Annotated in this window: 25 protein-coding genes; 7 read left to right on the plus strand and 18 right to left on the minus strand. The window is 67.9% G+C overall.

The window, feature by feature from the left end:
- Window positions 1–96: 96 nt before the first annotated feature.
- Window positions 97–1,296 carry a glycosyltransferase gene (locus AC3ENO_RS04710; RefSeq protein WP_434969465.1) on the minus strand — a complete coding sequence of 400 codons (1,200 nt, stop codon included), beginning with the start codon at window positions 1,294–1,296 and terminating at the stop codon, window positions 97–99.
- A gap of 2 nt (window positions 1,297–1,298) precedes the next feature.
- Window positions 1,299–2,522, minus strand: a complete 1,224-nt coding sequence (locus AC3ENO_RS04715) for a glycosyltransferase (protein ID WP_434969467.1) — start codon at window positions 2,520–2,522, stop codon at window positions 1,299–1,301.
- Window positions 2,523–2,673: 151 nt separating this feature from the next.
- Here AC3ENO_RS04715 and AC3ENO_RS04720 point away from each other — a divergent pair, with 151 nt between their 5' ends.
- From AC3ENO_RS04720 to AC3ENO_RS04730, 3 genes are read left to right on the plus strand one after another with little or no spacing between them, the layout of a single operon-like run.
- Complete coding sequence (locus AC3ENO_RS04720; protein WP_434969469.1) at window positions 2,674–3,348, plus strand: GAP family protein; 675 nt, start codon at window positions 2,674–2,676, stop codon at window positions 3,346–3,348.
- A gap of 43 nt (window positions 3,349–3,391) precedes the next feature.
- Window positions 3,392–3,820: a DUF6325 family protein gene (locus AC3ENO_RS04725; RefSeq protein ID WP_434969470.1), complete on the plus strand. Its 429-nt coding sequence runs from the start codon at window positions 3,392–3,394 to the stop codon at window positions 3,818–3,820.
- Window positions 3,821–3,837: 17 nt separating this feature from the next.
- Entirely contained in the window at window positions 3,838–4,185 is a 348-nt protein-coding gene (locus AC3ENO_RS04730) for an SHOCT domain-containing protein (protein ID WP_434969471.1), read from the plus strand.
- A gap of 54 nt (window positions 4,186–4,239) precedes the next feature.
- Here AC3ENO_RS04730 and AC3ENO_RS04735 read toward each other — a convergent pair whose 3' ends face one another.
- Together AC3ENO_RS04735 and AC3ENO_RS04740 are read right to left on the minus strand one after the other, a co-directional pair.
- Complete coding sequence (locus AC3ENO_RS04735) at window positions 4,240–5,451, minus strand: AI-2E family transporter (RefSeq protein ID WP_434969472.1); 1,212 nt, start codon at window positions 5,449–5,451, stop codon at window positions 4,240–4,242.
- Window positions 5,452–5,488: 37 nt separating this feature from the next.
- Window positions 5,489–6,247, minus strand: a complete 759-nt coding sequence (locus tag AC3ENO_RS04740; RefSeq protein WP_434969473.1) for a potassium channel family protein — start codon at window positions 6,245–6,247, stop codon at window positions 5,489–5,491.
- Window positions 6,248–6,339: 92 nt separating this feature from the next.
- Here AC3ENO_RS04740 and AC3ENO_RS04745 point away from each other — a divergent pair, with 92 nt between their 5' ends.
- Window positions 6,340–7,623 (plus strand): ion channel protein, encoded by a 1,284-nt coding sequence (locus tag AC3ENO_RS04745; RefSeq protein WP_434969474.1) that lies wholly within the window; start codon window positions 6,340–6,342, stop codon window positions 7,621–7,623.
- Here the strand turns inward: AC3ENO_RS04745 and AC3ENO_RS04750 are convergent.
- The 5 genes from AC3ENO_RS04750 to dnaK form a co-directional block, all read right to left on the minus strand.
- Window positions 7,610–8,722, minus strand: a complete 1,113-nt coding sequence (locus AC3ENO_RS04750; protein WP_434969475.1) for a DUF998 domain-containing protein — start codon at window positions 8,720–8,722, stop codon at window positions 7,610–7,612. The two genes, AC3ENO_RS04745 and AC3ENO_RS04750, sit on opposite strands and share 14 nt — an antisense overlap.
- 33 nt (window positions 8,723–8,755) lie before the next feature.
- A complete protein-coding gene (locus AC3ENO_RS04755; RefSeq protein WP_434969476.1) occupies window positions 8,756–9,217 on the minus strand; it encodes a heat shock protein transcriptional repressor HspR in 462 nt (153 codons plus the stop codon).
- Between the two features lie 96 nt (window positions 9,218–9,313).
- Window positions 9,314–10,306: a DnaJ C-terminal domain-containing protein gene (locus AC3ENO_RS04760; RefSeq protein WP_434969477.1), complete on the minus strand. Its 993-nt coding sequence runs from the start codon at window positions 10,304–10,306 to the stop codon at window positions 9,314–9,316.
- A gap of 15 nt (window positions 10,307–10,321) precedes the next feature.
- Window positions 10,322–10,978 (minus strand): nucleotide exchange factor GrpE, encoded by a 657-nt coding sequence (locus tag AC3ENO_RS04765; RefSeq protein WP_434969478.1) that lies wholly within the window; start codon window positions 10,976–10,978, stop codon window positions 10,322–10,324.
- 9 nt (window positions 10,979–10,987) lie between these two features.
- On the minus strand, window positions 10,988–12,856 hold the full coding sequence (gene dnaK / locus AC3ENO_RS04770; protein ID WP_434969479.1) for a molecular chaperone DnaK: 1,869 nt from the start codon (window positions 12,854–12,856) through the stop codon (window positions 10,988–10,990).
- 173 nt (window positions 12,857–13,029) lie between these two features.
- Between dnaK and AC3ENO_RS04775 the strand changes: the two genes are divergently transcribed.
- Complete coding sequence (locus AC3ENO_RS04775) at window positions 13,030–13,596, plus strand: GNAT family N-acetyltransferase (protein ID WP_434969480.1); 567 nt, start codon at window positions 13,030–13,032, stop codon at window positions 13,594–13,596.
- A gap of 25 nt (window positions 13,597–13,621) precedes the next feature.
- Here AC3ENO_RS04775 and AC3ENO_RS04780 read toward each other — a convergent pair whose 3' ends face one another.
- Genes AC3ENO_RS04780 through AC3ENO_RS04795 form a run of 4 tightly spaced genes read right to left on the minus strand, consistent with a single transcriptional unit; the run spans window position 13,622 to window position 15,971 of the window.
- Window positions 13,622–13,786 carry a hypothetical protein gene (locus tag AC3ENO_RS04780; RefSeq protein ID WP_434969481.1) on the minus strand — a complete coding sequence of 55 codons (165 nt, stop codon included), beginning with the start codon at window positions 13,784–13,786 and terminating at the stop codon, window positions 13,622–13,624.
- Window positions 13,783–14,238 (minus strand): hypothetical protein, encoded by a 456-nt coding sequence (locus AC3ENO_RS04785; protein ID WP_434969482.1) that lies wholly within the window; start codon window positions 14,236–14,238, stop codon window positions 13,783–13,785. The genes AC3ENO_RS04780 and AC3ENO_RS04785 overlap by 4 nt, the downstream gene beginning before the upstream one ends.
- Before the next feature lie 32 nt (window positions 14,239–14,270).
- Window positions 14,271–15,479 (minus strand): cation:proton antiporter, encoded by a 1,209-nt coding sequence (locus AC3ENO_RS04790; RefSeq protein ID WP_434969484.1) that lies wholly within the window; start codon window positions 15,477–15,479, stop codon window positions 14,271–14,273.
- A 3-nt stretch (window positions 15,480–15,482) separates the two neighbouring features.
- Window positions 15,483–15,971 (minus strand): cation:proton antiporter regulatory subunit, encoded by a 489-nt coding sequence (locus tag AC3ENO_RS04795; RefSeq protein ID WP_434969485.1) that lies wholly within the window; start codon window positions 15,969–15,971, stop codon window positions 15,483–15,485.
- Between the two features lie 61 nt (window positions 15,972–16,032).
- On the opposite strand from AC3ENO_RS04795, the gene AC3ENO_RS04800 reads away from it, so the two are divergent.
- Entirely contained in the window at window positions 16,033–17,520 is a 1,488-nt protein-coding gene (locus AC3ENO_RS04800; protein WP_434969486.1) for an MFS transporter, read from the plus strand.
- 98 nt (window positions 17,521–17,618) lie between these two features.
- Here AC3ENO_RS04800 and AC3ENO_RS04805 read toward each other — a convergent pair whose 3' ends face one another.
- The gene (locus AC3ENO_RS04805; protein WP_488185763.1) at window positions 17,619–17,939 is read right to left on the minus strand and encodes a MarR family winged helix-turn-helix transcriptional regulator; all 321 of its coding nucleotides are present in this window, start codon (window positions 17,937–17,939) and stop codon (window positions 17,619–17,621) included.
- Between the two features lie 442 nt (window positions 17,940–18,381).
- Here AC3ENO_RS04805 and AC3ENO_RS04810 point away from each other — a divergent pair, with 442 nt between their 5' ends.
- Window positions 18,382–19,077 carry a hypothetical protein gene (locus AC3ENO_RS04810; RefSeq protein WP_434969487.1) on the plus strand — a complete coding sequence of 232 codons (696 nt, stop codon included), beginning with the start codon at window positions 18,382–18,384 and terminating at the stop codon, window positions 19,075–19,077.
- A gap of 85 nt (window positions 19,078–19,162) precedes the next feature.
- Here AC3ENO_RS04810 and pstB read toward each other — a convergent pair whose 3' ends face one another.
- From pstB to AC3ENO_RS04830, 4 genes are all read right to left on the minus strand, one after another.
- The gene (pstB, locus tag AC3ENO_RS04815; RefSeq protein WP_434969631.1) at window positions 19,163–19,954 is read right to left on the minus strand and encodes a phosphate ABC transporter ATP-binding protein PstB; all 792 of its coding nucleotides are present in this window, start codon (window positions 19,952–19,954) and stop codon (window positions 19,163–19,165) included.
- Between the two features lie 260 nt (window positions 19,955–20,214).
- Window positions 20,215–21,009 carry a sortase gene (locus tag AC3ENO_RS04820; RefSeq protein ID WP_488185764.1) on the minus strand — a complete coding sequence of 265 codons (795 nt, stop codon included), beginning with the start codon at window positions 21,007–21,009 and terminating at the stop codon, window positions 20,215–20,217.
- A 245-nt stretch (window positions 21,010–21,254) separates the two neighbouring features.
- On the minus strand, window positions 21,255–22,580 hold the full coding sequence (locus AC3ENO_RS04825) for a hypothetical protein (protein ID WP_434969489.1): 1,326 nt from the start codon (window positions 22,578–22,580) through the stop codon (window positions 21,255–21,257).
- Window positions 22,577–23,689 (minus strand): COG1361 family protein, encoded by a 1,113-nt coding sequence (locus tag AC3ENO_RS04830; protein WP_434969490.1) that lies wholly within the window; start codon window positions 23,687–23,689, stop codon window positions 22,577–22,579. Before AC3ENO_RS04830 ends, AC3ENO_RS04825 begins: the two co-directional genes overlap by 4 nt.
- Between the last annotated feature and the right edge of the window lie 32 nt (window positions 23,690–23,721).

Raw genomic sequence — 23,721 nt, forward strand, 5'->3', positions numbered from 1 at the left:
GGGCCTGCTCGCCACCATCCGCGCCGTGCACACAGACGGCGCCCGTCGCCAGCCCACCGACCCCCGGCGCCTCCCGTGACCGCGCTGCAGACGCCGTCAGGTCGCGTCGTGTCGCGCGCGCGCCGCCTCGTACACCTCGAGCATCGCCGCGGTCCGCGACGACTGCCGGAACCGCTCGGCGATAGACGGGTCGGGCACCGGAGCCGTTCCCGCGCGGACGTCGGCGACGGCGGCACGCAGGACGGCAGCGAGCGCGGAGGTCGAGGCATCCGGAACCGGCCACGCACCCGATCCGAGCTCGGCGACCAGATCCGGGTCGCAGACGATCGACGGCGTCCCGAGCGTGGCAGCCTCGAAGATCGTCATTCCCTGCGTCTCGAAACCGATCGAGGTCTGCACCAGCGCATCCGCGGAGCGGACGCGACGCAGTGTCTCGCGGTAGGGCAGTGAGCCGAGGAAGAACACTGACGCGCGAGCGCGTTCTGCCACCCGCTGCGCGGCCGCACGCTGTGCACCGTTGCCGATCACCTCGATGTCGGCCTCGATGCCCGACGCCACGACCGCCTCGAGGAAGGGGATGAGCCGCTTCTCTGGACTCATCCGGCCGACCCACACCAGACGGGGAAGCCGGGAGTCCGGTCGCGCACGCGGCGCGGCGAGCGCAGCCGCCAGCTCGTCGTCATCGATACCGTTCCAGACGACCTCGACGTGCGGGGCGACGCGGTTGGTCTCGAGCCGCCGCGCGAAATGGGCGGACGGTGCAGTGACGGCATCCGCCAATGAGGCGAGCATCCGCAGGTACGACCAGCCGTCCGACCGCGATCCCGCCGGCTCCGATAGGACGCGACGTCCCCAGCGGTTCAGCACCCGCAGCACGATGTCCGGAAACGGGGCGACGGCACGGATGCCGACATCGACGCGGTTGTGGAACGTGAACACCACCGGGAGATCGTGACGACGGGCGTATCGAAGGCCCAGGAAGGCCCCCCAGAAATCGCCCTGCACATGGACGATGTCAACCGGCGGACGCCCAGCCAGGACGCGGTCCACGGCGCGGTCGGCTCGCGCGCCGGGCCAGGTCATCGCGTACTCCCGGTCCAGCGTGACCGGGATCGAGGGCAGATCGGCGTACCCCGGGTCGTCGGCATTCCTGTGAGAACGGGGTCCGTGACGTCGCGGCGCGACGATCGTGACGGTGTGGCCGGCTTTCTCGAGGAACCGACGCTGCAGGCGCATCGAGACCTGTGCGCCGCCGAGCGTTTCGGCGTGCTGGTCGCCGAACATCACGACATGCATCGCTACTCCGGGATCGGCTCGCCGCGGTACAGGGCCTCGAAGGTGTCGAGGGTGCGCCCGATATCGTGGATCGCCACCGCCTTGAGCGATGCCTGCTGCATCCGTTGCCGCTCTTCCGGCGCAGCCGTGAGCACGTCGGTAAGGCGCGCTGCGAGCTGATCGACGTCTCCGGGTGTGAACAGGTATCCGTTCTCGCCGTCCTGCACCAGGTGGGGCAGGGCCACGGCATTTGCCGCAACGATCGGCAGCCCCGACGCCATGGCTTCCATCGTCGCAATCGACTGGAGCTCGGCGATGGAGGCGATCGCGAAGACGCTCGCTCGTGTGTAGAGCTCCCGCAGCTCCTGCTCGGACGCGTGCCCGTGGAACGTGACGCGCTCAGCCAGACCGAGGTCTGCGGCCAGCTGCTCGAGGTTCTTGCGCTGATCGCCGCCGCCCACGATGTCCAGGGTCGCGTCCAGCGCCGGGTCGAGCCTGGTCATCGCCCGAAGCAGCACGTCGATCTGCTTCTCGTTGGTCAGTCGCCCGACGAACAGTACCCGGTTGGCCTGCCGCGGGGTCAGATCGGGCGTGTAGTTGTGCATGTCGATGCCGCAGGAGATGGGAATGACTCCGGTGATCCCGGTCGCTCGCTCGAGGTAGTCGGCGGCGCGACGCGTCGGGGTCGTGATGACGCGGGCCAGCTGGAAGGTGCGATTGGCATCGGCCCACGCCCAGCGAATGATGGTGTTGTTCCATGACTTCGGCATTGCCGAATAGTCGAGGATGTTCTCGGGCATCACGTGATTGGTCGCGATGACGGGGATCCCGCGCTGGCGCGCGATCCGCGTCAGCCCGCGCCCGATCACGATGTGGGATTGGATGTGGACGACATCCGGCTTGACCTGATCCAGCACGATACGGGCGTAGTGCTTGGCCCGCCACGGCCACACGAACCGCAGCCAGTCGTGCGGATACCACCGGTACGAGTGGATGCGATGGACGGTCATCTCCTGACCCTCGATCACCTCGCGGAATACCCCGTGCTGTGCCCACGTCTTGCTCGGTGCCATCACGTGCACCTCATGCCCACGAGCCACCAGCCCGGCGGCCAGGCGTTCGGCGAACCGCGCCGCACCGTTCACGTCCGGGAAGAACGTGTCGGCGCCGATGAGCACGGTGAGGCGGCCGGCGCCACCGGCATGGTCTCCGGTCGGCGAACCGTCGGACGCGTCGAGGGAAGTCACAGAAGGGCTGCCTTTGCTGAGCGGCGTTCGCACCGCGGATGCGGCGTCACAACTGTACCTGAGGCGCGCGAGAGCGCCCCGGAGGCGCTCGGTCGATCAGGAGCGAGGCGTGGGGGATGATGGACGCGGAGCAGCCGACGAGAGGACCGGTATGGGTAACGCGGTAGGCGCGGTGCTTCCCCTCGCGGTCGGCATCGCCCTCAGCCCGGTGCCGATCATCGCGACGATTCTTCTGCTGCTCTCGCCCCGGGCGCGCACCGCGGGGATCGGGTTCGCAGCCGGCTGGGTACTCGGCATCCTGACCACCGTCGTGATCTTCCTCGTCCTCTCGGCTGTCATACCCACACCGGCTGTCGGTGGCATCCGTCCCCTACCGGGCACGATCCATCTCATGCTGGGGATCGCCCTCATGGGGTTGTCGGTGCGGCAGTTTCGGTCTCGCGCACGCGGCGAGGCTCAGGCGGCGACGCTTCCCTCCTGGATGCGGGCGATCGATCGGTTCGGGTTCTGGGACGCGCTCGGCATGGGCGTCCTCCTCGCCGCGGTGAACCCGAAGAATCTCTTGCTCGGCGCGGCCGCGGGGGCAGCCCTCGGCATCTCGGCCGTGGCCGTCGGCGATGCCGTCATCGCCCTCACGGTGTACCTGCTCGTGGCGGCATCGACGATTCTGCTGCCGGTGGTCGGCTTCGTGGTCGCCGCCGACCGACTGGAGCGACCACTGACCCGCCTCCGCATCTGGCTGGAACGCGAGAACGCCGTCATCATGGGGATGGTGCTGCTGGTTCTCGGTGTCGTGGTCCTCGCCAGGGGCATCGCCTACTTCTGACCTCTTCCGCCCCTCTTATCACCCACCCGAAAGGATCACACCCATGGCTGAGTTCCGCTACGGACCGGTCGAGCTCTACCTCGTCGGCTTCGAGGGCGATCGCCCGAGCCCTGACACCATCGACGCTCTCGCGGAGCTCCTGGAAGGCGGTCTGGTCCGCCTTCTCGACTTCGTCATCGTGTCCAAGTCGGAGTCAGGCGATGTCGAAGTCATCGAGATCGAGGATCAGACCGGGGAGTACGGTTTCGGCAGCATCGAGCTCGCCGAGATCGGCATCACCGGTGAAGAAGACATCGCCGAGCTCGTCGAACTCGTCGAGCCCGGCTCGTCGGCCGCGATCGTCGCGCTCGAACTCGTCTACGCCCGCCGCCTCGCTGACCGGCTCGCGTCATCCGGCGGTGTCGTCCTGAGCGCCGAGCGCATCCCCGCCCCCATCGTCAACGCCATCATGGACATGGCCGAAGAGGCCTGAGAAGAAGGAGATCCGACATGATCCGACGAGTCGGCCGTCCCGGCCTCATCGGCCTCGCCGCCCGCACCGCCGTCGTCGCGGGCACCGCCAGCGCGGTGTCAGGAGCGATGTCGAACAACCAGCAGAAGAAGGCTCAGGCGCAGTACGAGCAGGAGCAGTATCAGGCGGCACAACAGCAGGCCGCGATGCAGCAGGCCGCGCAACAGGCTGTTGCTTCGCAGATGGCGGCGGCCCCGGCGCCCGCAACCCCCGCAGCGCCCGCCGTCGACATCGTCGCCGAGATCCAGAAGCTCGCCGCGCTCAAAGATGCGGGCGTTCTCTCCGACGAGGAGTTCGCTGCGGCGAAGGCAAAACTCCTCTCCTGAGCGCCTCCAGCCCACCGACCCCGCGGGATCCGGTCCGAAGCCCGGTTCCGAGCGTCAGTCCCGCGGGGGCGGTGGGAGGGGAGGTGGCGTCTCGGGTGCGGCAGATGCGTCTGGCGTCGTCGTCGGGGCAGGGGCATCGGACGGGTCCGAGTCGGGCGCCACAGGAGCGTCGGGCGCCGCGGCTGCCACGGGGGGAGGCTCAGCGGTGGGGGCTGCGTCCCGGTCCCCGCTCAGCCAGCGCAGCACACGGGCATCCGGGTCGGCCTCGAGGATCAACGCGCGCACGAGCAGGGTCAGCGGAATCGACAGGATCGCGCCGAGCGGACCGATGATGAAGGTCCAGAAGATCACCGAGAAGAAGCTCAGCGTGAGACTCAGGCTCACCGCATCAGCCACGAACTTCGGCTGGATGAGCACCTGCAGGACGACGTTCACGACGCTATAGATCGCGATCACGGCAAGAAACAGCGGCCAGCCGCCCACGACCAGCGCGAGGATCGCCGGCGGGATAAGGCCGAGCACGAAGCCGATGTTCGGGATGAAGTTCGTGACGAATGCGAGGATCGCCCACACCACGGGCGCCGGAACGCCGATGGCCGCGAGCGCGATGCCATCGATGATGGCCACGACGGCGCCGAAGATGGCGTTGACGATGTAATACCGCCGGGTGCCGACGTTGAAGGTACGGATGCGCGCCAGGGTGGCATCGACGGAGTGACCAAAGACAGCGCGAAGCCGACCGTAGCGTGCCGCATCCGCAGCCATGAAGATGACGTAGGCCAGCACGAAGAACAGCCCGACGGCGACGGCCACGACCATGCCCGACACCGAGGTGGCAAGGCTCAGCAGCCGTGAGGGCTCCAGAAGGGACGCGATCGTGTCCGCCGCCTGCCCATCCCAGCCCATCGCGGCGAGCCATTCTTCGATTCCGTCGACCGTTGCCTGCAGCTGCCCGAGATAGTCCACGACCAGGCGTGCGAACTGCGTTCCCGCGAACCACAGGAGCAACGCCATCGCCGTGAGGATGATGTACGCGAGCAGGACGACAGCGGTCGTGGCCGTCCAGGCGGGCCATCCCCGACGGCGCAGCAGGCCGTGCAGCGGATGGCAGATGATCACGATGACGGCCGCGAGTGCGAGCGGGCCGACGATCTCACGCGCCCACGAGAGCCCGACCAACACGACGACGGCGGCCGCAAGACCAAGCAGAACCCGCAGCATCGGCGACAGTCCTGACGACGCGGGCGACGGCTGAGCGGAACTCACCGCGCCAGGCTACCGCGGCCGCCAGTGCACCGGCCGGTCAGGACGATGCCGGAGGCGGGTCGGCCCGCGTCTGGCGCGGGGACGACTCGTCGGCGCCCTTCGGCAGACCCTTGACGGCAGCCTCGAGTTGACGCGAGAGCTCACGAACCTGCCCGCGAGTGGCGGCCTCCTGGTCGTCGTTACCCGAGAGGGTGGCCGCCCGCTCCACGAACCAGGATGCCGTCGTTGCCGTCACCACGCCCACGACACCGATCCCGACGGACATCAGCACGACGGCGACGATCCGCCCCCACGCCGTAATGGGGTAGAGATCCCCGTAACCGACCGTCGTCACCGTGACAAACGCCCACCAAATCGCGTCGCCGAAGTTGAGGATGTTTGCGCCGGGTGCCGGCCGCTCGGCCTCCAGCACCGCGAGGGAACAGATCCAGATCAGGATGGCGACCGTGCCGCCCGCCAGGACGGCAGCCTGGGTTCGTAGCTGGTCGCCCCGCGACATCTTCTGGATCTCGGTGATCGCGCGAATCAGCCGCAGGGGCTTGAGTACCGGCAGGACGACGACGGCGAGATCGAAGAGGTGCGCGCGAAACCATGCCCCCTTCTTCGGCGTAAGGCCGAGCCGGACCAGATAGTCAATCGCGAACATGACCCATGTCACCGCCATCACCAAGCGCATCGTGGCGTACTCGGGGCCTTGCAGATTGGCGATCACCTGCCATGAATAGGCGGCGATGAAGGCGAGGGAGGCCACGACCAGCGGCCAGTACGTCAGCTTCTGCCAGCGTTCTTCGGTCATGGTCTGAGAGTAGTGAGCCGCGAGTCAGAGCCCCCGCGCCCTCGCCGAGAGTCGGTTACCGCGACCACCGCTTGCGCCCTAGGGTGAGCGACATGGTCTCGAACCCGAATCCGTGGGCGTTCACGAGCAGCTCTCGCACGCTCGTCGCCCTGTCGATCCCCGCGGCACTCATCGGCATCCTGTCAGGCCTCATGCTGTGGGCTCTCGACGAGGTCGCGCATGTCGGCGCGCACTGGGTGTGGGAGGCACTGCCGGAATCACTGGGGGCGGACGGCGATTCGCCGTGGTGGATCTTCGGGGTGCTCGCCTTGACCGGCTTCCTCGTCGGCATGGTCGTGTGGAAGATGCCCGGCCACGGCGGACAGGACTCCGCGACCGTGGAACTCATCGCGCCGCCGCAGCCGGTCCGCGCGGTCCCGAGCATCATCGTCGTGATCCTGTTGACGCTCATCGGCGGCGTGAGTCTTGGGCCTGAGAGCCCGATCATCGCGATCAACACGGCGCTGGCGGTGTGGATCGTGACGCGACTGTGGCCCGCGATCCCGGTTCAGCTCGTCGTCATCCTCACCGCCGCCGGCACGATCGGCGCCCTGTTCGGCACGCCCGTCGCCGCGGCGCTGGTCTTCACCGGCGCGCTCGCCTCGGGCGGCGGCGCGCTGTGGGACAAGCTGTTCCTGCCGCTCGTGGCGGCAGCCACCGGGACGATCACGGCCCTCGTGCTCGGCGGCGGCCTGGGTGCAATCGCGAGTATTGCGCCCTACACGAACCCGCAGGCGATCGATCTGGTGTCGGCATCCGTCATCGCGTGCGCGGGCGCCGCAATCGCGTTGGTCGGCATCGTGGCCTTCAAGGCCCTGCATCCGTTTCTGCGCCAACGGATGCCGAACCCGCTGCTTCTGAGCCTGGCCGGCGGCCTCCTCCTCGGGGGGCTCGGAGCGCTCGGCGGTCCGCTCACCCTCTTCAAGGGATTGGAACAGAGCGCTCAGCTCATCGCCCTCGACGGGGCGATCGGGTGGGCGGGTCTGCTGGCGCTCGTGGGTATCAAGCTCGCGGCTCTCGTGGTGGCCGCATCCTTCGGTTTCCGCGGTGGGCGGGTCTTCCCCGCCATCTTCCTCGGCGTCGCGTTCGGGATGGTGGCCCACGCGCTTTTCCCGTCGATCCCGTTCGGCCTGGCCCTCGCGAGCGGCGTGCTCGGCTTCACGCTCGCGATCGCCCGCGACGGCTGGATCGCACTGTTCGTCGCCGTCGCGATGGTCGGAGACATCGGCATCCTCGCGATCATGTGCGTCGCGATCCTGCCGACCTGGCTCGTGGTCGCCCGTGCGCCGGAGATGATCATCGAGGACCATCCGGCTGCGGGAGTCACGGCGTCCTGACGTCGGTCTCCAACGCTGCCGCGTTGCGGATGAAGAGGATGATCCACGAGAAGACGAGGATGCCGGCGACGAGTTCGACCGCCGTGAGCGTGTAGTACCCGACAGCGAAGTAGATCGCCAGGATGACGATCACCCCGATGAACAGCCATCCGAGTGCCACAAAGGGACGCGCAATGCCGGGGATCCACACGGGAAGACGGATGACGAGCACGCCGAACACGACGGCCATACCGGATGCGAACCCGGTGTGGAGCCAGAAGAAGTCGTTGACCGGGAAGACGCCGACGAGGGCGAGAAAGATGCCGACGAGGACGAGGCACAGTCGCACCCACCGGATGCCGTGCGCATGCGAGGTCGGGATCCCGCGGGTCGTGTAGCGAGCGAGGGTCGTGACGATGAAGCCGGCGACGATCAGGGTGAGGTTGAAGGTCATGGCGGAGAGGTCGTTCGTCATCCCGAGCGCCGACAGGTTGTCTTTCCACCAGTACGGATCGCTCGCGGTGAGCATCGCCGCAAGAACTCCTTCGACGAGGAACACGGCGAGGATGACCGCGAGCAGCGGCAGATCCATGTGCGTCGCCGAGTAGAACACCAGGTAGGCGGTGACTGCTGCGGCCGCACCCGACAGTGCCAGCAAAGGCAGAGCGAAGACCTCGGCACCGATGAAGGCGTCCGTGAGGATCACGGCCAGGAGCGTCCAGGACAGGAGCGCGATGATCCCATGGGCAAAGGCGAGGGCCGCGATGTCGAGATAGTCAAGCACGGTGAGACGCTGCCCGGCCTCGTTCCGGTGCACGATGTAGCGTCCGGCGATGAAGGCGAGGATCCCCGCGGCGGCCGAGGCGATGGCTGAGAACTGCCCTACCGAGCCCGGGCCCGAGATGGGGGCTGACTCGAAGCGGAAGACGGCCAGCGCGATCAGAACGACGACGAGGAAGGCGACCGTGCCCACGCCCAGGCCCAGGGACTCGAGCGTGCGTTCCCCGGCCTGCCCCGACGCCTCAGCCGCAACGACGCGGTGCGCCCGGCGCGTGTCGGCATGGGGCGGTGGCGCCGTTGTCACAGCAGGTGCCGCGTCAGGCGGGGGCGTCTCGGTCACGGCATGAGAGTAGCGCAGGCGCCGCCCGCGAAATCAGTCTTCGTCGGGGGCATCGGGCGCTGGCGGCAACCCATGACGCGGCCGCCACAGCACGAGTTCGGTCGCGCGGCGCACTCGCCGACCGTGGCGAAGGGTGATCACCGAGCCGCTGGTGCCGGCGGCGAAGACCCGCGCGCCGGGCCGGCTGGCAAGCTCCGCCTCGACCCGAGCCTCGAGATCGCGGACACGCATGTGAAGCTCACGGACGCGGTTTTCGAGTTCGAGGATGCGGGCGATGCCGGGAAGGCTCATCCCTTCACCCGACAGCCGTGCGATCTCCCGAAGCTGTTCGACATGGCGCAACGAGTACCGCCGCGATCCGCCTTGCGTCCGGGCGGGGACGACCAGACCCAGCCGGTCGTACTGCCGCAGCGTCTGCGGATGCATGCCCGCGAGCTCAGCCGCCGCCGCGATCGCCAGAATCGGGGCTTCGTCGTCGATCTCGGATTCAGGCATCGAGCCCACCCCCTCGGCACGAGGGGAATCGGCGAAGATGAGGGCCTCTCATCGTCCTTTCTCCTCCTCTCGATCGGATGTCCTCAGCTCGACTGCTCATCCCGCCGCGCGCGCGAGCAGATCGGCGCGGGGGTTCTCCTTCGGTTCGACCTCGCGGTACTTCTCCAGGGCCTCGCGTGCGGCACCGTCGACGTGCGTGGGAACAGCGATCTGCACTTCGGCCAGGAGGTCGCCGGTACCCTTCTGCGTCTGCACGCCCCGGCCCTTCACGCGCAGGACGCGCCCGGACGGGGTGCCCGGGGCAACGCGCAGCTTCACCGGATCTCCGCCGAGAGTCGGCACCTCGATCGTCGCTCCGAACACCGCCTCGGTGTAAGTCACGGGAACGACCACGCGCAGGTTCAGCCCGTCGCGGGTGAAGACCGGATGCGGGCGGACGGTGACTTGTACGACGATGTCGCCGTTCTCTCCCCCATCGGGCGAGGGACGGCCGCGCCCGCGCAGTCGGATCTTCTGTCCATCAGCGACGCCCGCGGGAATCTTCACTTTGAAGGGGTGCCCGTCCTCGGACTGCAGCGTGATGGTCTCGCCCTTCGTGGCGGTGACGAAGTCGATCGTCGTGCGAGCGGTGACATCCGCCCCCCGCGTCGGACCGCCGTAGCCGCGGAAGCCACCGGATGCCTGACCGAAGCGTCCCGAACCGAACGAGCCCCCTCCGGCCTGGCCGAACATCGAGAAGATGTCGTCGAAGTCCGCGCTCTCGTAGCTGTACCCGCCGCGGCTCTGCCCGAATCGGCTGAAGACGTCCTCGAAGCCGCCGGCGCCCTGCCCGCCCGCCGTGAAGCGGGCGCCCGAACCCATCGCGCGGATCTGGTCGTACTCCTCGCGCTGCTCGGGGTCCGACAGCACCGCGTAGGCCTCGCTGATCTCCTTGAACCGCGCCTCAGCCGTGGCATCGCCCGCGTTCGAGTCCGGGTGGTATTGCCGCGCGAGCTTGCGGTAGGTCTTCTTCAGGTCCGCTGCGGAGACATCCTTCGAGACGCCGAGGACCTTGTAGAAGTCCTTGTCGAACCAGTCTTGACTGGCCATCGGTTGTCCTCCGTGCTACTCAGCCGGCACGGCGACGACGACCTTCGCTGGGCGAAGCTCGATCGATCCGAGTCGATACCCGACCTCCACGACCTCGAGGATCGTCGTCTCCGTCGCCCCGGGAGTGGGCTGCTGGAAGATCGCCTCGTGCTGCTGGGGGTCGAACACCTCGCCCGCCTCGCCGTAGGAGGTGACCCCGAGCCGCTCGGCGACGGTGCGGATCTTCTCCGCGATCGCCGCGAAGGGCGTGCCCTCCTCGAGATCGCCGTGCTTCTCGGCGCGGTCGAGATCGTCGAGAACCGGGATGAAGCCCTTGGCGACCGCGCCCTTGGCGCGTTCGATCTCGATTTCTCGCTGCTCCTCCGTACGGCGGCGATAGTTCGCGTACTCCGCCTGCAGCCTCTTGAGGTCGGTCAGCAACGCCGACTCCAGGTCGGCGAGCACGACATCCTCTGCCGCTGCGGCATCCGCCGACTGGGCGGCACCGAGGATGTCGTCGACCGTCAGGTCGTCCGGTTCGGCGCCGGGGGCGCCGGGACCGGAGGTGGTGTCCTCCGGCCCCGGTGCCGCGGTTTCGCCGTCAGCGCTCGCGCTGTCAGGGGCGCTGCCGCCAGGTCCGACTCCGGAGTCCTTCTCCGAACGTGTGGGCTCTTCGTCGTCCTTGCCTGCCATGATCTCTGGTTACTTCTTCTCGTCTTCGTCGTCGACGACTTCGGCGTCGATGACGTCCTCGTCGGGGTTCGGAACGGTCCCGGCACCCGGCTCGTTCGCAGCCGGGTCGGGGTTCTCGCCCGCAGCCTGGCCCGCCTGGTAGATGGCCTCACCCAGCTGGGACTGGCTCTGGTTGAGCTTGTCGAACGCAGCCTTCACTGCGTCGTCGTCATCTCCTGCGAGCGCCGCCTTGAGGGCATCCACATCCGCCTGCACCGAGGTCTTGACCTCTTCGGGCAGCTTGTCCTCGTTGTCCTTGATGAGCTTCTCGATCGAGTACGAGAGGGTCTCAGCCTGGTTGCGCGTCTCGGCGGACTCACGGCGCTTCTTGTCTTCGGCGGCGTGCTCTTCGGCCTCGCGCACCATGCGCTCGATGTCCTCCTTGGGAAGCGACGAGCCACCCGTGATCGTCATCGACTGCTCCTTGCCCGTGCCCTTGTCCTTCGCGGACACGTGCACGATGCCGTTCGCGTCGATGTCGAAGGTGACCTCGACCTGCGGAATCCCGCGCGGCGCCGGAGCGATACCCGTGAGCTCGAAGGTCCCCAGCGGCTTGTTGTCGCGGGTGAACTCGCGCTCGCCCTGGAAAACCTGGATCGCGACCGACGGCTGGTTGTCGTCTGCGGTCGTGAAGGTCTCGCTGCGCTTGGTCGGGATAGCCGTGTTGCGCTCGATGAGCTTGGTCATGATCCCGCCCTTGGTCTCGATGCCGAGGCTCAGCGGGGTCACGTCGATGAGCAGCACATCCTTGCGCTCGCCCTTGAGGACACCGGCCTGGAGGGCGGCGCCGACGGCGACCACCTCATCCGGGTTGACACCCTTGTTGGGCTCCTTGCCACCGGTCTCCTTCTTGACGAGGTCGCTGACGGCGGGCATACGCGTCGATCCTCCGACGAGCACGACGTGGTCGATGTCGCTCACCTTGATGCCGGCTTCACGGATGACGTCCTCGAACGGCTTCTTCGTGCGGTCCAGCAGGTCCTTGGTGAGGTCTTCGAACTTGGCGCGGGTGATCGTCTCGGACAGCGACACCGGACCGTTCTCCGTGAGCGACAGGTAGGGGAGGTTGACGCTCGTGGATGCCGAGCTCGACAACTCCTTCTTCGCCTGCTCGGCAGCCTCCTTGAGGCGCTGCAGCGCGATCTTGTCGCCCGAGACGTCGACGCCGGTGGTGTCCTTGAACTGCTTGATCAGGTAGTCCACGACACGCTGGTCCCAGTCGTCACCGCCGAGGCGGTTGTCGCCGGCGGTGGCGCGCACCTGGATCGTCGAGAAGTCATCGTCCTTACCCACCTCGAGCAGGGACACGTCGAAGGTTCCGCCACCGAGGTCGAAGACGAGGATGAGCTCGTCCTCCTTCCCGCGGTCAAGGCCATAGGCCAGCGCCGCAGCGGTGGGCTCGTTGATGATGCGCAGGACGTTCAGACCGGCGATCTCGCCGGCCTCCTTCGTGGCCTGCCGCTCGGCGTCGTTGAAGTACGCGGGAACCGTGATGACGGCATCCGTCACCGAGTCTCCGAGGTACTGCTCGGCGTCGTGCTTGAGCTTGGCCAGGATTCGCGCCGAGATCTCCTGCGGCGTGTACTTCTTGCCGTCGACATCGAAAGTCCAGGTCGTGCCCATGTGGCGCTTGACCGACGAGACGGTGCGGTCGACGTTGGTGACGGCCTGGCGCTTGGCGGTCTCGCCGACGAGCACCTCGCCGTCCTTGGTGAACGCGACCACCGACGGGGTGGTGCGGAAGCCCTCGGCGTTGGCGATGACCTTGGGCTCGCCGCCCTCGAGGACGCTGACGACGGAGTTGGTGGTTCCGAGGTCGATTCCCACTGCACGTGGCATCTGTTTCTCCTTGTTTCTGTGGAAGCGGTGTTCCGGATGAAAGTCGACTCGCGGCAGACCGCGTGAGTGCACGAGGTTGAGTCGCGATGACTCAAGCGTAGCGAGCGGGCCGCCCCCTGTCAACCGAACCTGAGTCGAGTCATATCAAGTTTCGTGGGAGTCATAATGAAGCCGTGACCCTTCCCTGGCACTTCACTCCACTCAGCGGCGAGCGAGTGACGCTCGATCTGCTGCGCGCCGACGACCTCGACGCCCTCAGTGCGATCCAGGGCGATCCGACGACCGTGCGGTACATGCTCTACAGCGCCCGCACCCGCGACGAGGTCGCGACCGCCATCGAGCGTGATGGCGCCCACGACCGACTCGAGAACAGTGGGGACTACGTGCAGCCGGCGATCCGCGATGCGGCAGGACGTCTCGTCGGCACCCTGTATGTGAAGCTCGCGAGCACGGATGACAGGACCGCCGAGATCGGATGGCTGCTGTCGCCTGGCGAACGGGGCAAGGGCTACGCGACCGAGGCGGCGGAGATCATCCTGCGGCTCGCCTTCGAGGAGCTCGGCCTGCACCGCGTGTATGCGGAGCTCGACCCGCGCAACGAGGCGTCGGCCGCGGTATGCGAACGACTCGGCATGCGGCACGAGGCGCACCTGCGGGAGAATCTCTGGCTCAAAGGCGAGTGGGTCGACACTGCCGTGTACGCCATCTTGGAGCAGGACTACCGTCGGCGCCGCATCTGACTGCTCGCCATCCGCGACGCGACTGTCAGACGAGTTTGGCGACGGTCTGCAGCGCGATCACGAGCAGGCCGAGCGCCACGAGGATGCCGAGGGCCAGCACACGCTCCCACCACTTCGCGTGCGACCGGCGAACCGCAAGCCATCCGATGAGCGCGAGCGTCGCGATGTACACCGCGGCGGCGGCGGTCATGGCCGTCGAGAGCGGGATGATCTCGAGCCACCCGAGCAGCACGAGCCCGCCCGGCACCACCACCGTCGACGGGCCCCCGGCGGCGACGCGGACCAGGACGATCCAATCTGCCCCGTGGGGGAACTCCCCCCCACCGCCAGGTGGGAGACGACATCGGACACGAGGCCCGCGATCGTGATGCCCAGCACGCCGAACAACAGCGCGAGCAGCGCGTGATCGGCATCCGCGTGATCGGCTTGCGAGACCACCAGCACGATCGCGAGGCCTGTGAAGGTGGCGTAGACCCGCTCGCGAAGGTAGGCGCCGACTGCGCGGCTGCCGCCGGTGTTGAAGAGCCGATCGTAGCGCCGCTGCGTAGGGGAGCGGCTCTGGTCGCTGTGCGCCGCGGGGGTTTCCGAACTCCCCGACGCGGTGTCGCCTCGGGGCGAGTCGGGCGCCGCAGGCGTGCTCATGTCCACACCGTACCGTCCGACTCCGGATGCCGTCAGCCTTCTGCCGCCGCCGCGCGTTGCCGCATCCGTCGCGCCTTCTGGCGCTCTTTCGCCCAGCGGTCGAACCACGGAGTGTCGGGGATGCGCGCCAGAAGAGGCCCCACGACGATCGTGATGAGCACGTAGGCGGTCGCAAACGCCGCGAGGGACCTGTCTGCTCCCGCCGAGACGGCGAGTCCCGCGATGACGATCGAGAACTCCCCCCGCGGCGTGAGCGCGAACCCGGCACGCCAGCGGCCGGGTTCAGCGATGCCGGCTTTGCGTGCGGCGACATACCCGGTGAGCACCTTCGTCGCCATCGTCACGATCGCCAGGATGAGGGCGGGAACGAGCACCGGCGGAAGGTCAGCGGGGTCGGTCGACAGACCGAAGAATAGGAAGAACACCGCCGCGAACAGGTCGCGCAGCGGCGTCAGGACCTGCGTCGCGTGTTCCGCCGCCGGACCCGAGATCGCGATGCCGACGAGGAAGGCACCGACCGCCGCTGACACGTTCGCCTCCGCGGCCAGCCCTGCCACGATGAGCGTGAGCCCGAGCACCGAGAGCAGGAGCACATCTGCGCGCTTGGACCAGACCAGCTTCGACACGAGGGGACCGTGCCGAAGGGCCACCCACAGAATGACGAGAACCGCCGCGAGCGCGATCGTGACGCTGATCACGCCGGCCCCGAGATCCATTCCGACCAGCACCGCCGTCAGGATGGGCAGGTAGAACGCCATCGCGAGGTCCTCGATGACAAGGATCGACAGGATTGTCGGCGTCTCGCGGTTGGGCAGGCGTCCGAGGTCCTGCAGGAGCTTCGCGACGACACCGGATGACGAGATCCAGGTGATACCCGCGAGCACGAGGGCGCCGATCGGCCCCCACCCGAGCAGGAATCCGGCGATGGCGCCTGGAATCGCGTTGAGCACCATGTCCAGCGCGCCGGCCACGCGGGAGCGATTGAGGCTCCCCATGAGCTCTTTTGCGTTGTACTCGAGGCCGAGCATCACGAGCAGCAGAATGACGCCGATCTCGGCTCCGACCTCGATGAACTCCTCGCCCTGTGAGATCGGCAGGATCCCTCCCTCGCCGAAGGCGAGTCCGCCCAGAAGGATGAGGGGAATGGGCGAGATTCCGATGCGTCCCGCCAACCGCCCGAGCAGCGCGATGCCGAACAGAAGTGCGCCGATCTCCAAGAAGAGCAGCGCGCCGTCATGCATCGATCAGGCGCCGTTCAGGATCCGGACCAGGTGCTCGAGTCCTTCGCGGGTGCCGACGACGACGAGCGTGTCACCCGCGAGCAGCAGATCGGCGGGGCCCGGCGCGGGAATGACGCCCGTCTCCCGCACGATCGCCACGATCGAGCAACGAGTGAGCGTCCGCGCCTTCGTGTCCCCCAGGGGACGACCGACATAGGGGGAGTCAGCCCGCACGGGGATCTGCTCCATGTGAAGACCGGCGACGGCTTCGCGAAGGCCGGCGAGCTGAGTGAGGATCAACGACCCGCCGAGCACCTCCGAGAGGGCGGTGGCTTCGTCATCCGTGAGCGCGAGCGTGTCGCCGCAGCGGTCCGGGTCGTCCTCGTCCGAGATCGCGATCTCGCGGCCGCCGTCGCGGAAGTTCACCACCGATAGACGACGGCCGTCGTCGGTCAGGATGTCGTGACGGATGCCGATACCGGGCAGTTCGGCGCGCTCCACGTGGACGGGCATGCCTCTAGTCTCCCACCTCGGGGCTACCCAATGTTCACCCCGTGGCCCTAGCGTATGGCGAATGAGCGACAGTGAGCCCGAACTCCGCGCGAACGGCCCTTCGGCATCCGACCCGCTGGGTGTGCCGACTCCCCCGCCGACCACCGACACGGATGCTCTCGAGAGCGTCGCAGTGCTCTTTCAGGACTCGGTCGAGGAACGGGACATCCCCCGCAAGCAGGTCGTGTCGTGGGCGTTCTGGGACTGGGCGACGCAGCCGTTCAACTCCGTCATCCTGACCTTCGTCTTCGCCTCCCTGTACCTCGTCTCGGACAGCTTCCTGCCCCCCGAGATCGCCGCGCTCAACGCCGACGGCAGCATCGACTGCGCCCTCGACGCCGATGCGGGAAGCCCGTACTGCCAAGGCCTCGCCGACCTCTCGAGCGGCTACGGCTGGGCGACCTTCGCGGCGGGTCTTCTGATCCTGCTGCTGGCCCCCGTGCTCGGCCAACAGGCCGATCGACGAGGGAGCAAGAAGCGCTGGCTCGGCATCTTCACGATTCTGCTGGCTCTGCTTCAGTTCGCGCTGTTCTTCACCTTCGCCGACCCGGCCTTCTTCTGGTACGGCGCGATCGTCCTCTCCCTCGGCGCGATCGCGAGCGAGATCGCGGGAGTGAATTACAACGCCCTGCTCGTGCAGGTGTCGACTCCGAAGTCCGTCGGCCGCGTGAGCGGGCTCGGGTGGGGCCTGGGATACATCGGTGGAATCGTTGCGCTGGTGATCGTCGTGGCCCTGACGTTCGCCGACTGGTTTGGAATGGACACGAGCAACGGGCTCGCCTACCGCCTTATCGCCGTCGGCTGCGCCGTGTGGACGATCGTGTTCGCTATTCCGCTGTTCCTCAACGTTCCCGAACCGCCGCCCACGGCTCCGGGGCGCAAGATCAGCTTCGTGCAGAGCTACGTTGCGCTGTTCGTCGACATCGCCCACCTGTACCGGGAGCACCGCCCCACCTTCTGGTTCCTCATCGCAAGCGCGGTCTACCGCGACGGACTGGCGGGGGTTTTCGCGTTCGGAGCGATCCTCGCGTCGGTGTCGTTCGGGTTCACCGCCAACGAGGTCATGATCTTCGGGATCGCCGCGAACGTCGTCGCCGGTATCTCCACGATCATCGCGGGACGATTCGACGACCGTTTCGGCGCGAAGTCGGTGATCGTGGTGGCACTGACGACACTTGTCGTCATGGCTCTGGTGGTGTTCGCGTTCCAGTCCGCGGGTGTCGTGGTGTTCTGGATCGGCGGGCTGCTGCTGTCGTCGATGGTCGGTCCCGCCCAGGCGGCCAGTCGATCGCTGCTGGCCCGCGTGACGCCGACGGGGATGCAGGGCGAGATCTTCGGCCTCTACGCAACGACCGGTCGCGTCGCGAGCTTCCTCTCCCCGCTGATGTGGGCCCTGGCGATCACCCTGTTCGGGGCCACGATCTACGGCGTGCTGGGAATCGCTCTCGTGCTGCTGCTCGGGCTCATCCTGCTGCTGTTCGTTCGGCTGCCGAAGCGCGGGGCGGCGTAGTTCCGCAGCCCGCTGACGTCACACCGTCCAGGCAGGAAACTCCTCAAAGCAGGATGATCCACTCGGCATCCGTTGTTCCCCCGTGATGCCTCCGACCCTTAGGTCGGCCAGGCGTCGGCGAGCTTCGTCAGCAGGCGCGCCAGATCGATGCGCTCGGCATCCGTGAAGGATGCCAACGCCGTCGTGATCGCATCGCGGCGCTGATCCCGGAATCCGCGAACGAGAGCCGAACCCTTGTCGGTGAGGACGATGCGCGTGCGCCGGGCGTCGTCCGGATCGGCCTCACGGCGCACGAGTCCGAACTCGACCCCCTGCTGCACGAGGCGTGACGCGCGGGGCTGGTCGACCCCGATCGCCTCGCCGAGCTCGCTGACGGTCAGCGGGCGATCACTGGATGCGAGGGCCTCGAGCACCCGCATTCGTGCAGGGCCTGCGATGCGCGCGGCGCCCCCCCGTGGACCCATCGGCCCCATCGGGCCCATCCACGGCCCCCAGCCCCCCGGGGGGCCGAAGCCGGGTTCGTCGCGCCGGCGTCGGCGGGATGACTCGTCGTGCTCGGCCGGCCGGTCCCCAACGGAGCCGCGGTCGGCTGCACCGCGACCGTGCGGGTGGTGCCCGTGCGAGCCGGGTGGCGCCCACCCGCGCGGCCCGCCGCGTCCGCGCAACCGCACGAGGGCTGTCGCAATCTGGTCGACGGGGTCGGAAGACGAACTCGGCATCCCTCCAATTTACATGCGCATTGACATGGATACTGCTATATGTCACCATACAAGTACATGCATTTGTACATGGACTTCCGGAGCAGCGCCAATCGGGCGCGCCGGGAATGACGCGGACTTCGCCCGCCAGAGAGGATTCACCATGAACACCCATGAAGAACACAACGAAGAGACCTCCCCCGCAGGTGACCGCCCGCTCGGCTACTGGCTGCGCCTGGTCGACATGCTGATCACCCGCGAGTTCGGCACCCGCCTCGCTGGTTTCGGCGCGGATCGCCGCGATTGGATGCTGCTGAACATCATCGACGGCACTCATGCCTGGGCTCGAACAGCCCCGGGCAAGCGGATGGGTCGACTCGAGAAGCGCGGCTGGATCGAGCAGAACGGATCGGGCGAGTGGTCGCTCACCGACGCCGGTCGCGAGATGAAGGAACGCCTCGCCGAGGCCGTGTCGGGCATCCGTGAGCGCGTGTCGAGTGCCGTCTCACCCGCGGACTACGCCACGACCATCGCATCACTCCAGGCGATAGCCCGGGAACTCGGCGGCGACGACGTCGACGACATCGACGATCTTGCCGGGTTCGGCCGGTTCGGGCGCGGACGCTCCGGCCGTCCGTTCGGGCCCGGATTCGGTCCGGGTTTCGGACGCGGCTTCGGCTCCGGCCTCCGCTCGGGATTCGGACCGGCGTTCGAGCCCGACCCCGACTACGCACCTCACTGCCGCGCTTGCCGCGGCCGCGGCAAGCGCGGGAACTCCGGGCACCGTCACGACGAGCGCGCGTATGAGCGGGGCTTCGACGCCGGCTATGCGCGCGGGCGTGAGACCGCGGCGAGCTGACGCTGACTCACGCGACCCAGCCGCCCACGCTACGTCGCCACCTCAGCCACGTTCGCCACCTCGGCAGCCTCAGCCACCCGGGCGGTCAGCCGAAGCGACCGTTGACGTAGTCGTACGTGCGCGGGTCGATCGGGTCGCTGAACATGGCCTCGGTGTCGCCGTGCTCGACGATCACGCCGGGCGTGCCCTGCGAGGCCAGGAAGAATGCGCACTGCTGCGAGACCCGCTGAGCCTGCTGCATGTTGTGGGTCACGATGACGATCGTGACCTCCTCCTTCAGCTCGACCATCGTCTCTTCGATCACGCGGGTCGAGGTCGGGTCCAGCGCGGAGCACGGCTCGTCCATCAGCAGCACGCGGGGCTTGACCGCGAGCGAGCGGGCGATGCACAGGCGCTGCTGCTGACCGCCCGACAGGCCGCCGCCGGGGGCGCGCAGGCGATCCTTGACCTCTTTCCACAGGCCCGCCTTGATCAGCGACGTCTCGACGAGCTCGTCCTTCTCCTCCCGTGCCGCCTTGAGCCCGGTGAGCTTGAGCCCGGCGATCACGTTGTCGTAGATCGACATCGCGGGGAACGGGTTGGGCTTCTGGAAGACCATCCCGATCGACTTGCGCGCATCGACGAGCTTGCGCGAGGCGTCATAGATGTCGTCGCCGTCCAGGAGCACCTCACCGGCCAGGGATGCCGACGGCACGAGCTCGTGCATCCGGTTGAGGATGCGCAGGAACGTGGACTTTCCGCATCCTGACGGTCCGATGAGCGCCGTCACCTGACCGGCCGGCATCGTCAGCGAGATACGGTCGAGCACCTTGCGCTCCCCGAACCAGGCCGAGACGTTGCGGCCTTCGAGCTGCGCGAGCGGGGCGTCCGCAGTCACCCACGAGTGCTTGTTGCGACGGGTCTTGGCACCCTTGCCCCGCGGGTCGGTCCCAGACCGGCGACCTCGGCGCCCCCCGACCGACGGTATTGGAGCCTCGGATCCGGCGGATGCGACCGGGCGTGCGGGAGGTACAAAGCCCTGCGGCGGGGCGGGCGGGCCGTCGACGACCACCGTCGAGGTGCCGGATGCCGCGGCATCCTGCACGGGGAGCACGGTGGTCTTCTCTTCGCTGATCTCGTTCGGGTTCATGGGATTCCTTACATGAGATTCGGGAGGAGCCGGGAGATCTCGCCCGCGACCCACAGGCACGCGACGAGAGCGAGCGGCACGAACACGATCCAGGTTCGGGTAGGGCCGATGCGCCGGTACGACCACACTGCAGCAACCTCGACGACGATCAGGAACTGGAGGGCGAAGACCAAGGCCCACAGCATCGACGCGTCGCCCTGCATCTCCTTCTCAGCCGGATCCAGTGTGGCGAAACGGGTCTGCCGCAACCCCGTCGGCTGAGCATCGCTCACGAGCTCGGCATCCACACGTACGGTCGCGACCGGAAGGTAGGGGAGTCCACGGGCAGAAACCAGCACGATGCGTGCGTCGCCGGCCTGAAGCGCCGGCGGGGCGGGGTCTCCCGCGAAGCGCAGCCCGATGACTTCGTACTCGTGCTCACCCTGACCGGTGATCACCGTGAAGGTCTCGCCTGGGTCGAGCTGCTGGATGCGGCCGAACGGTCCCCCGTACGCGGCAGCTCGCCCCATGATGACGCTGATGCCGGCCTGGCCAGGCAGCACGGTGTCTCGCCGGTGACCCGGCCCCAGCTGAGTGACTTCGGAATCGGTGCCTTCGACGACGACCTCATGAACCCCGATGGAGGGGATATCGAGAATGGCCACGGGTGCGCCGTCGGCGAGAAGCACGTCATTGACGTCACCTTCCGTGACAGGTGCGATCCCCTCGGCCAACTGCTCACGGAAGGAGTCGCTGAGCTGCTGCTGCGCAGCGTAGTGACGCACCTGACCGAGAAGGGTGATACTCAGCACCAGCGCGATCATCAGCACCGCTAGCACCATCAAAGAACTGCGCAGATACTGCTGGCCGGGACCGAGCGGGGGCAGGGGCGCTTGCCTGACGGGGGGCCGCCGCGGAGGCTTGGGCGGCTTCGAGCGCCGGGTCGGAGGGGTGGGCGGAGCCGGAGGCCCATCTTCGGCTCCCGTCTTGGCGGCGGGGCGCACGAAGGGCAGATTCTGCCACCACTTCGATCGCTCGGAGGTGGCCGTGCCCGGGTCGTCGGTGACGGTCACGACGGCGCCCCACTCCCGACCAGTTCACGTGCCGGTGGCGCGGATGTCGGCCCACCGGCATCCGCCGGATCGTCGTCGTCTTCGTCACGTCGCCATCCGAGCAGGAACCACAGCCGGCCGGTCACCGCGAGCCACACGACGATGGCCAGCGCGGCGAGCGCCGCGATGCCGATCACGGGAAGGGCGGCCGGCGGCGGGACGAAGACGGTGGCTTCGCGGGTGATCGGGACCAGCTCGGTGTTGTCGACGACCTCGGGGGGCGTGAAGGTGACGTAGCCGCGATAGAGCACCCAGTTTCCGACGTTCTCAAACCTCGCGGTGACGCGTCGGGCCTCATTCGGCTGCAGATCGGCGACCGGGATCCCGTCGATGGCACCGATGGGCTGCCCGAACAGACTCGTGAGCCAGAAGCGCGCGTCAGCGTTGAAGGCGCTGGCGGAGTTGTTGAGGACGGTGAAGGAGAGATTCACGGCGCCACCTGTCAGAGACAGGGAGGGCTCGGCGACGGCGTGCAGGGCACTGATCGAGAAGATCCCGAGGTTGAGGGTTCCGGGCTCGGAGTCGATGTCGCCGTCGCCTGTGACGGGTGTCTGCACGACGGTCGCACCGCCCGAGCTGCTGCCGCTCGTGCCGCCCGTGTTGACCGGCTGGGTGACCGTGGACGGAGGGGTGCCGGGAGACGCGTAGATGAGGAGACCCGCGGTCAGCACAGCGGGCTGGTTGGTCTCGACCGTGCCGACGACCTGCACCTGGTGCACCCCGGCCGAGGTGCCGGGGGGAACCGCGAACGAACCGCTGAAGCTCCCCGAGGAGTCGGTCGTGAGCTGCCCGAGCAGGGTCGGCGTGGAGTACAGGTAGACCGCGGCGGGCGTGCCCGGCTGGAATCCCGTTGCCTTCACGAACAGCGACCCGCCGCTGTCGACGATGAGGTTGCCGTTGCTGTCCACGCGAAGGGACACGCCCTGCCCGTCTCGGCCCCAGATCTCCACGCGATAGCCGCCGCGGGAAAAGACCAGCCCGACGCCGTTCGCTGCGACGTTCCGTCCCACCGCTACCTGCTGATCGCCGAAGTGCAAGGACGCGCCCGCGACGCCGAGCGTGGCCAGATCGGGGCGCGGGGAAGGCGGCGAGAGCGTCGGTGTCGGGTCTTCGGTGACCTCGACCGAGACCGACGTCCCGCCCGTGTCGTCGTCCTCCGCGTGGCTTGCTGCGGCGGGAATGAGGGACGCGACGAGAAGGAACGTCACGACCAGGAACGCCGCGAGAGAGGTCGGCTGCCAGCGTGTGAGGAGAGCCCCGGCCTGACGCGCGGGGCGGCTCACGCTGACCCTCGATGATCGGTGGACCCTGACGGCGCGTCCACCAGCGTCTGCTCGGCGGCCCGAAGCTCTGCTTCGCGCGCCGTGAAGCGCTCCCACTCCTCTGCTCGCTGCGCCTCGCGGCGGCGGCGCCAACCGGCGAGGAGGATGCCGCCCGCGATGAGAGCCGCGAGGATCAGGAGGGGCCAGGGCATCGCGATGAGGATCGTGCTCCGCGACGTGGGATCGACCGGAAGCGCATTGGCAGGGTCGGGACTGTCGACGAAGGGTTTGAGTTCGACCCACGGCGCGAGGTAAAGCCAGGCGGCCACCCCGGGGACATCGACGGAGACATTGCGCGCGGCCCCCGGCAGCAGTTCAGGGAGCCCATCGCCGGAGGGTGTCGCGGCGGGAATCGCGAACCAGGTATCGACTCCGAAGGACGTGTTAGTGGCCAGGGCCACGTTGCCGATGTTGCGCACCGTGTAGTACATCCGGACCGTGCCGTTGAAGGGGTTCCACCAGTCGCCGAGGTACTCGGCATCCAGGGCGCTGATGGACAGCTGCGGCTGCAACTGTCCCGCGACCCGCGCGTAGAGCCGAGTCGCGACCCGGCGATCCAGCGTCACCTCGTCACCCGGCGTCACCACTGACGCGACGAGGCCCCCCGCGTGGTCGCCGGGTGTGGCGTTCGTCGGCACCTCGATCGAGAACGGCAGTAGCCGACTCTCACCGGGCGCGAGGGCGAACTCGATGCGCCGATCGCCGTTCTCGAAGCGCACCCACTGACCGATCGAGACGGGCTCTTCGGATGTCGCGAGCAGCGCGTACTCACCCGCGTCGTCGTTGAAGGCATCCGTGCCGATCACGATGTAGTTCTGCACGACGGTGCCGGGGTTCGCGACGAGGAAGTAGTCGTCGATCTTCTGGCCTGGATCGGTCTTGTAGGCGAACCGGGTACGGCCGTCCGCTGCGCCGTCCGCCCCCGCGGGGCGGGCGGAGATGCCGATCGTGTCCTCGGCGTGAGCCGGTGCGACCGGGCCGACGAGGAGTGCCATCAGCGCGATGACGACGGCGGCGATAGCGGCAAAGAGGGACCCGTGGGCGCGCGCGGATTCGGGTGAACTGCTCACTGGGCTATTCGCCCACAGGTGCACGAAGCAGA

This window comes from Microbacterium sp. bgisy207 (assembly GCF_057706855.1).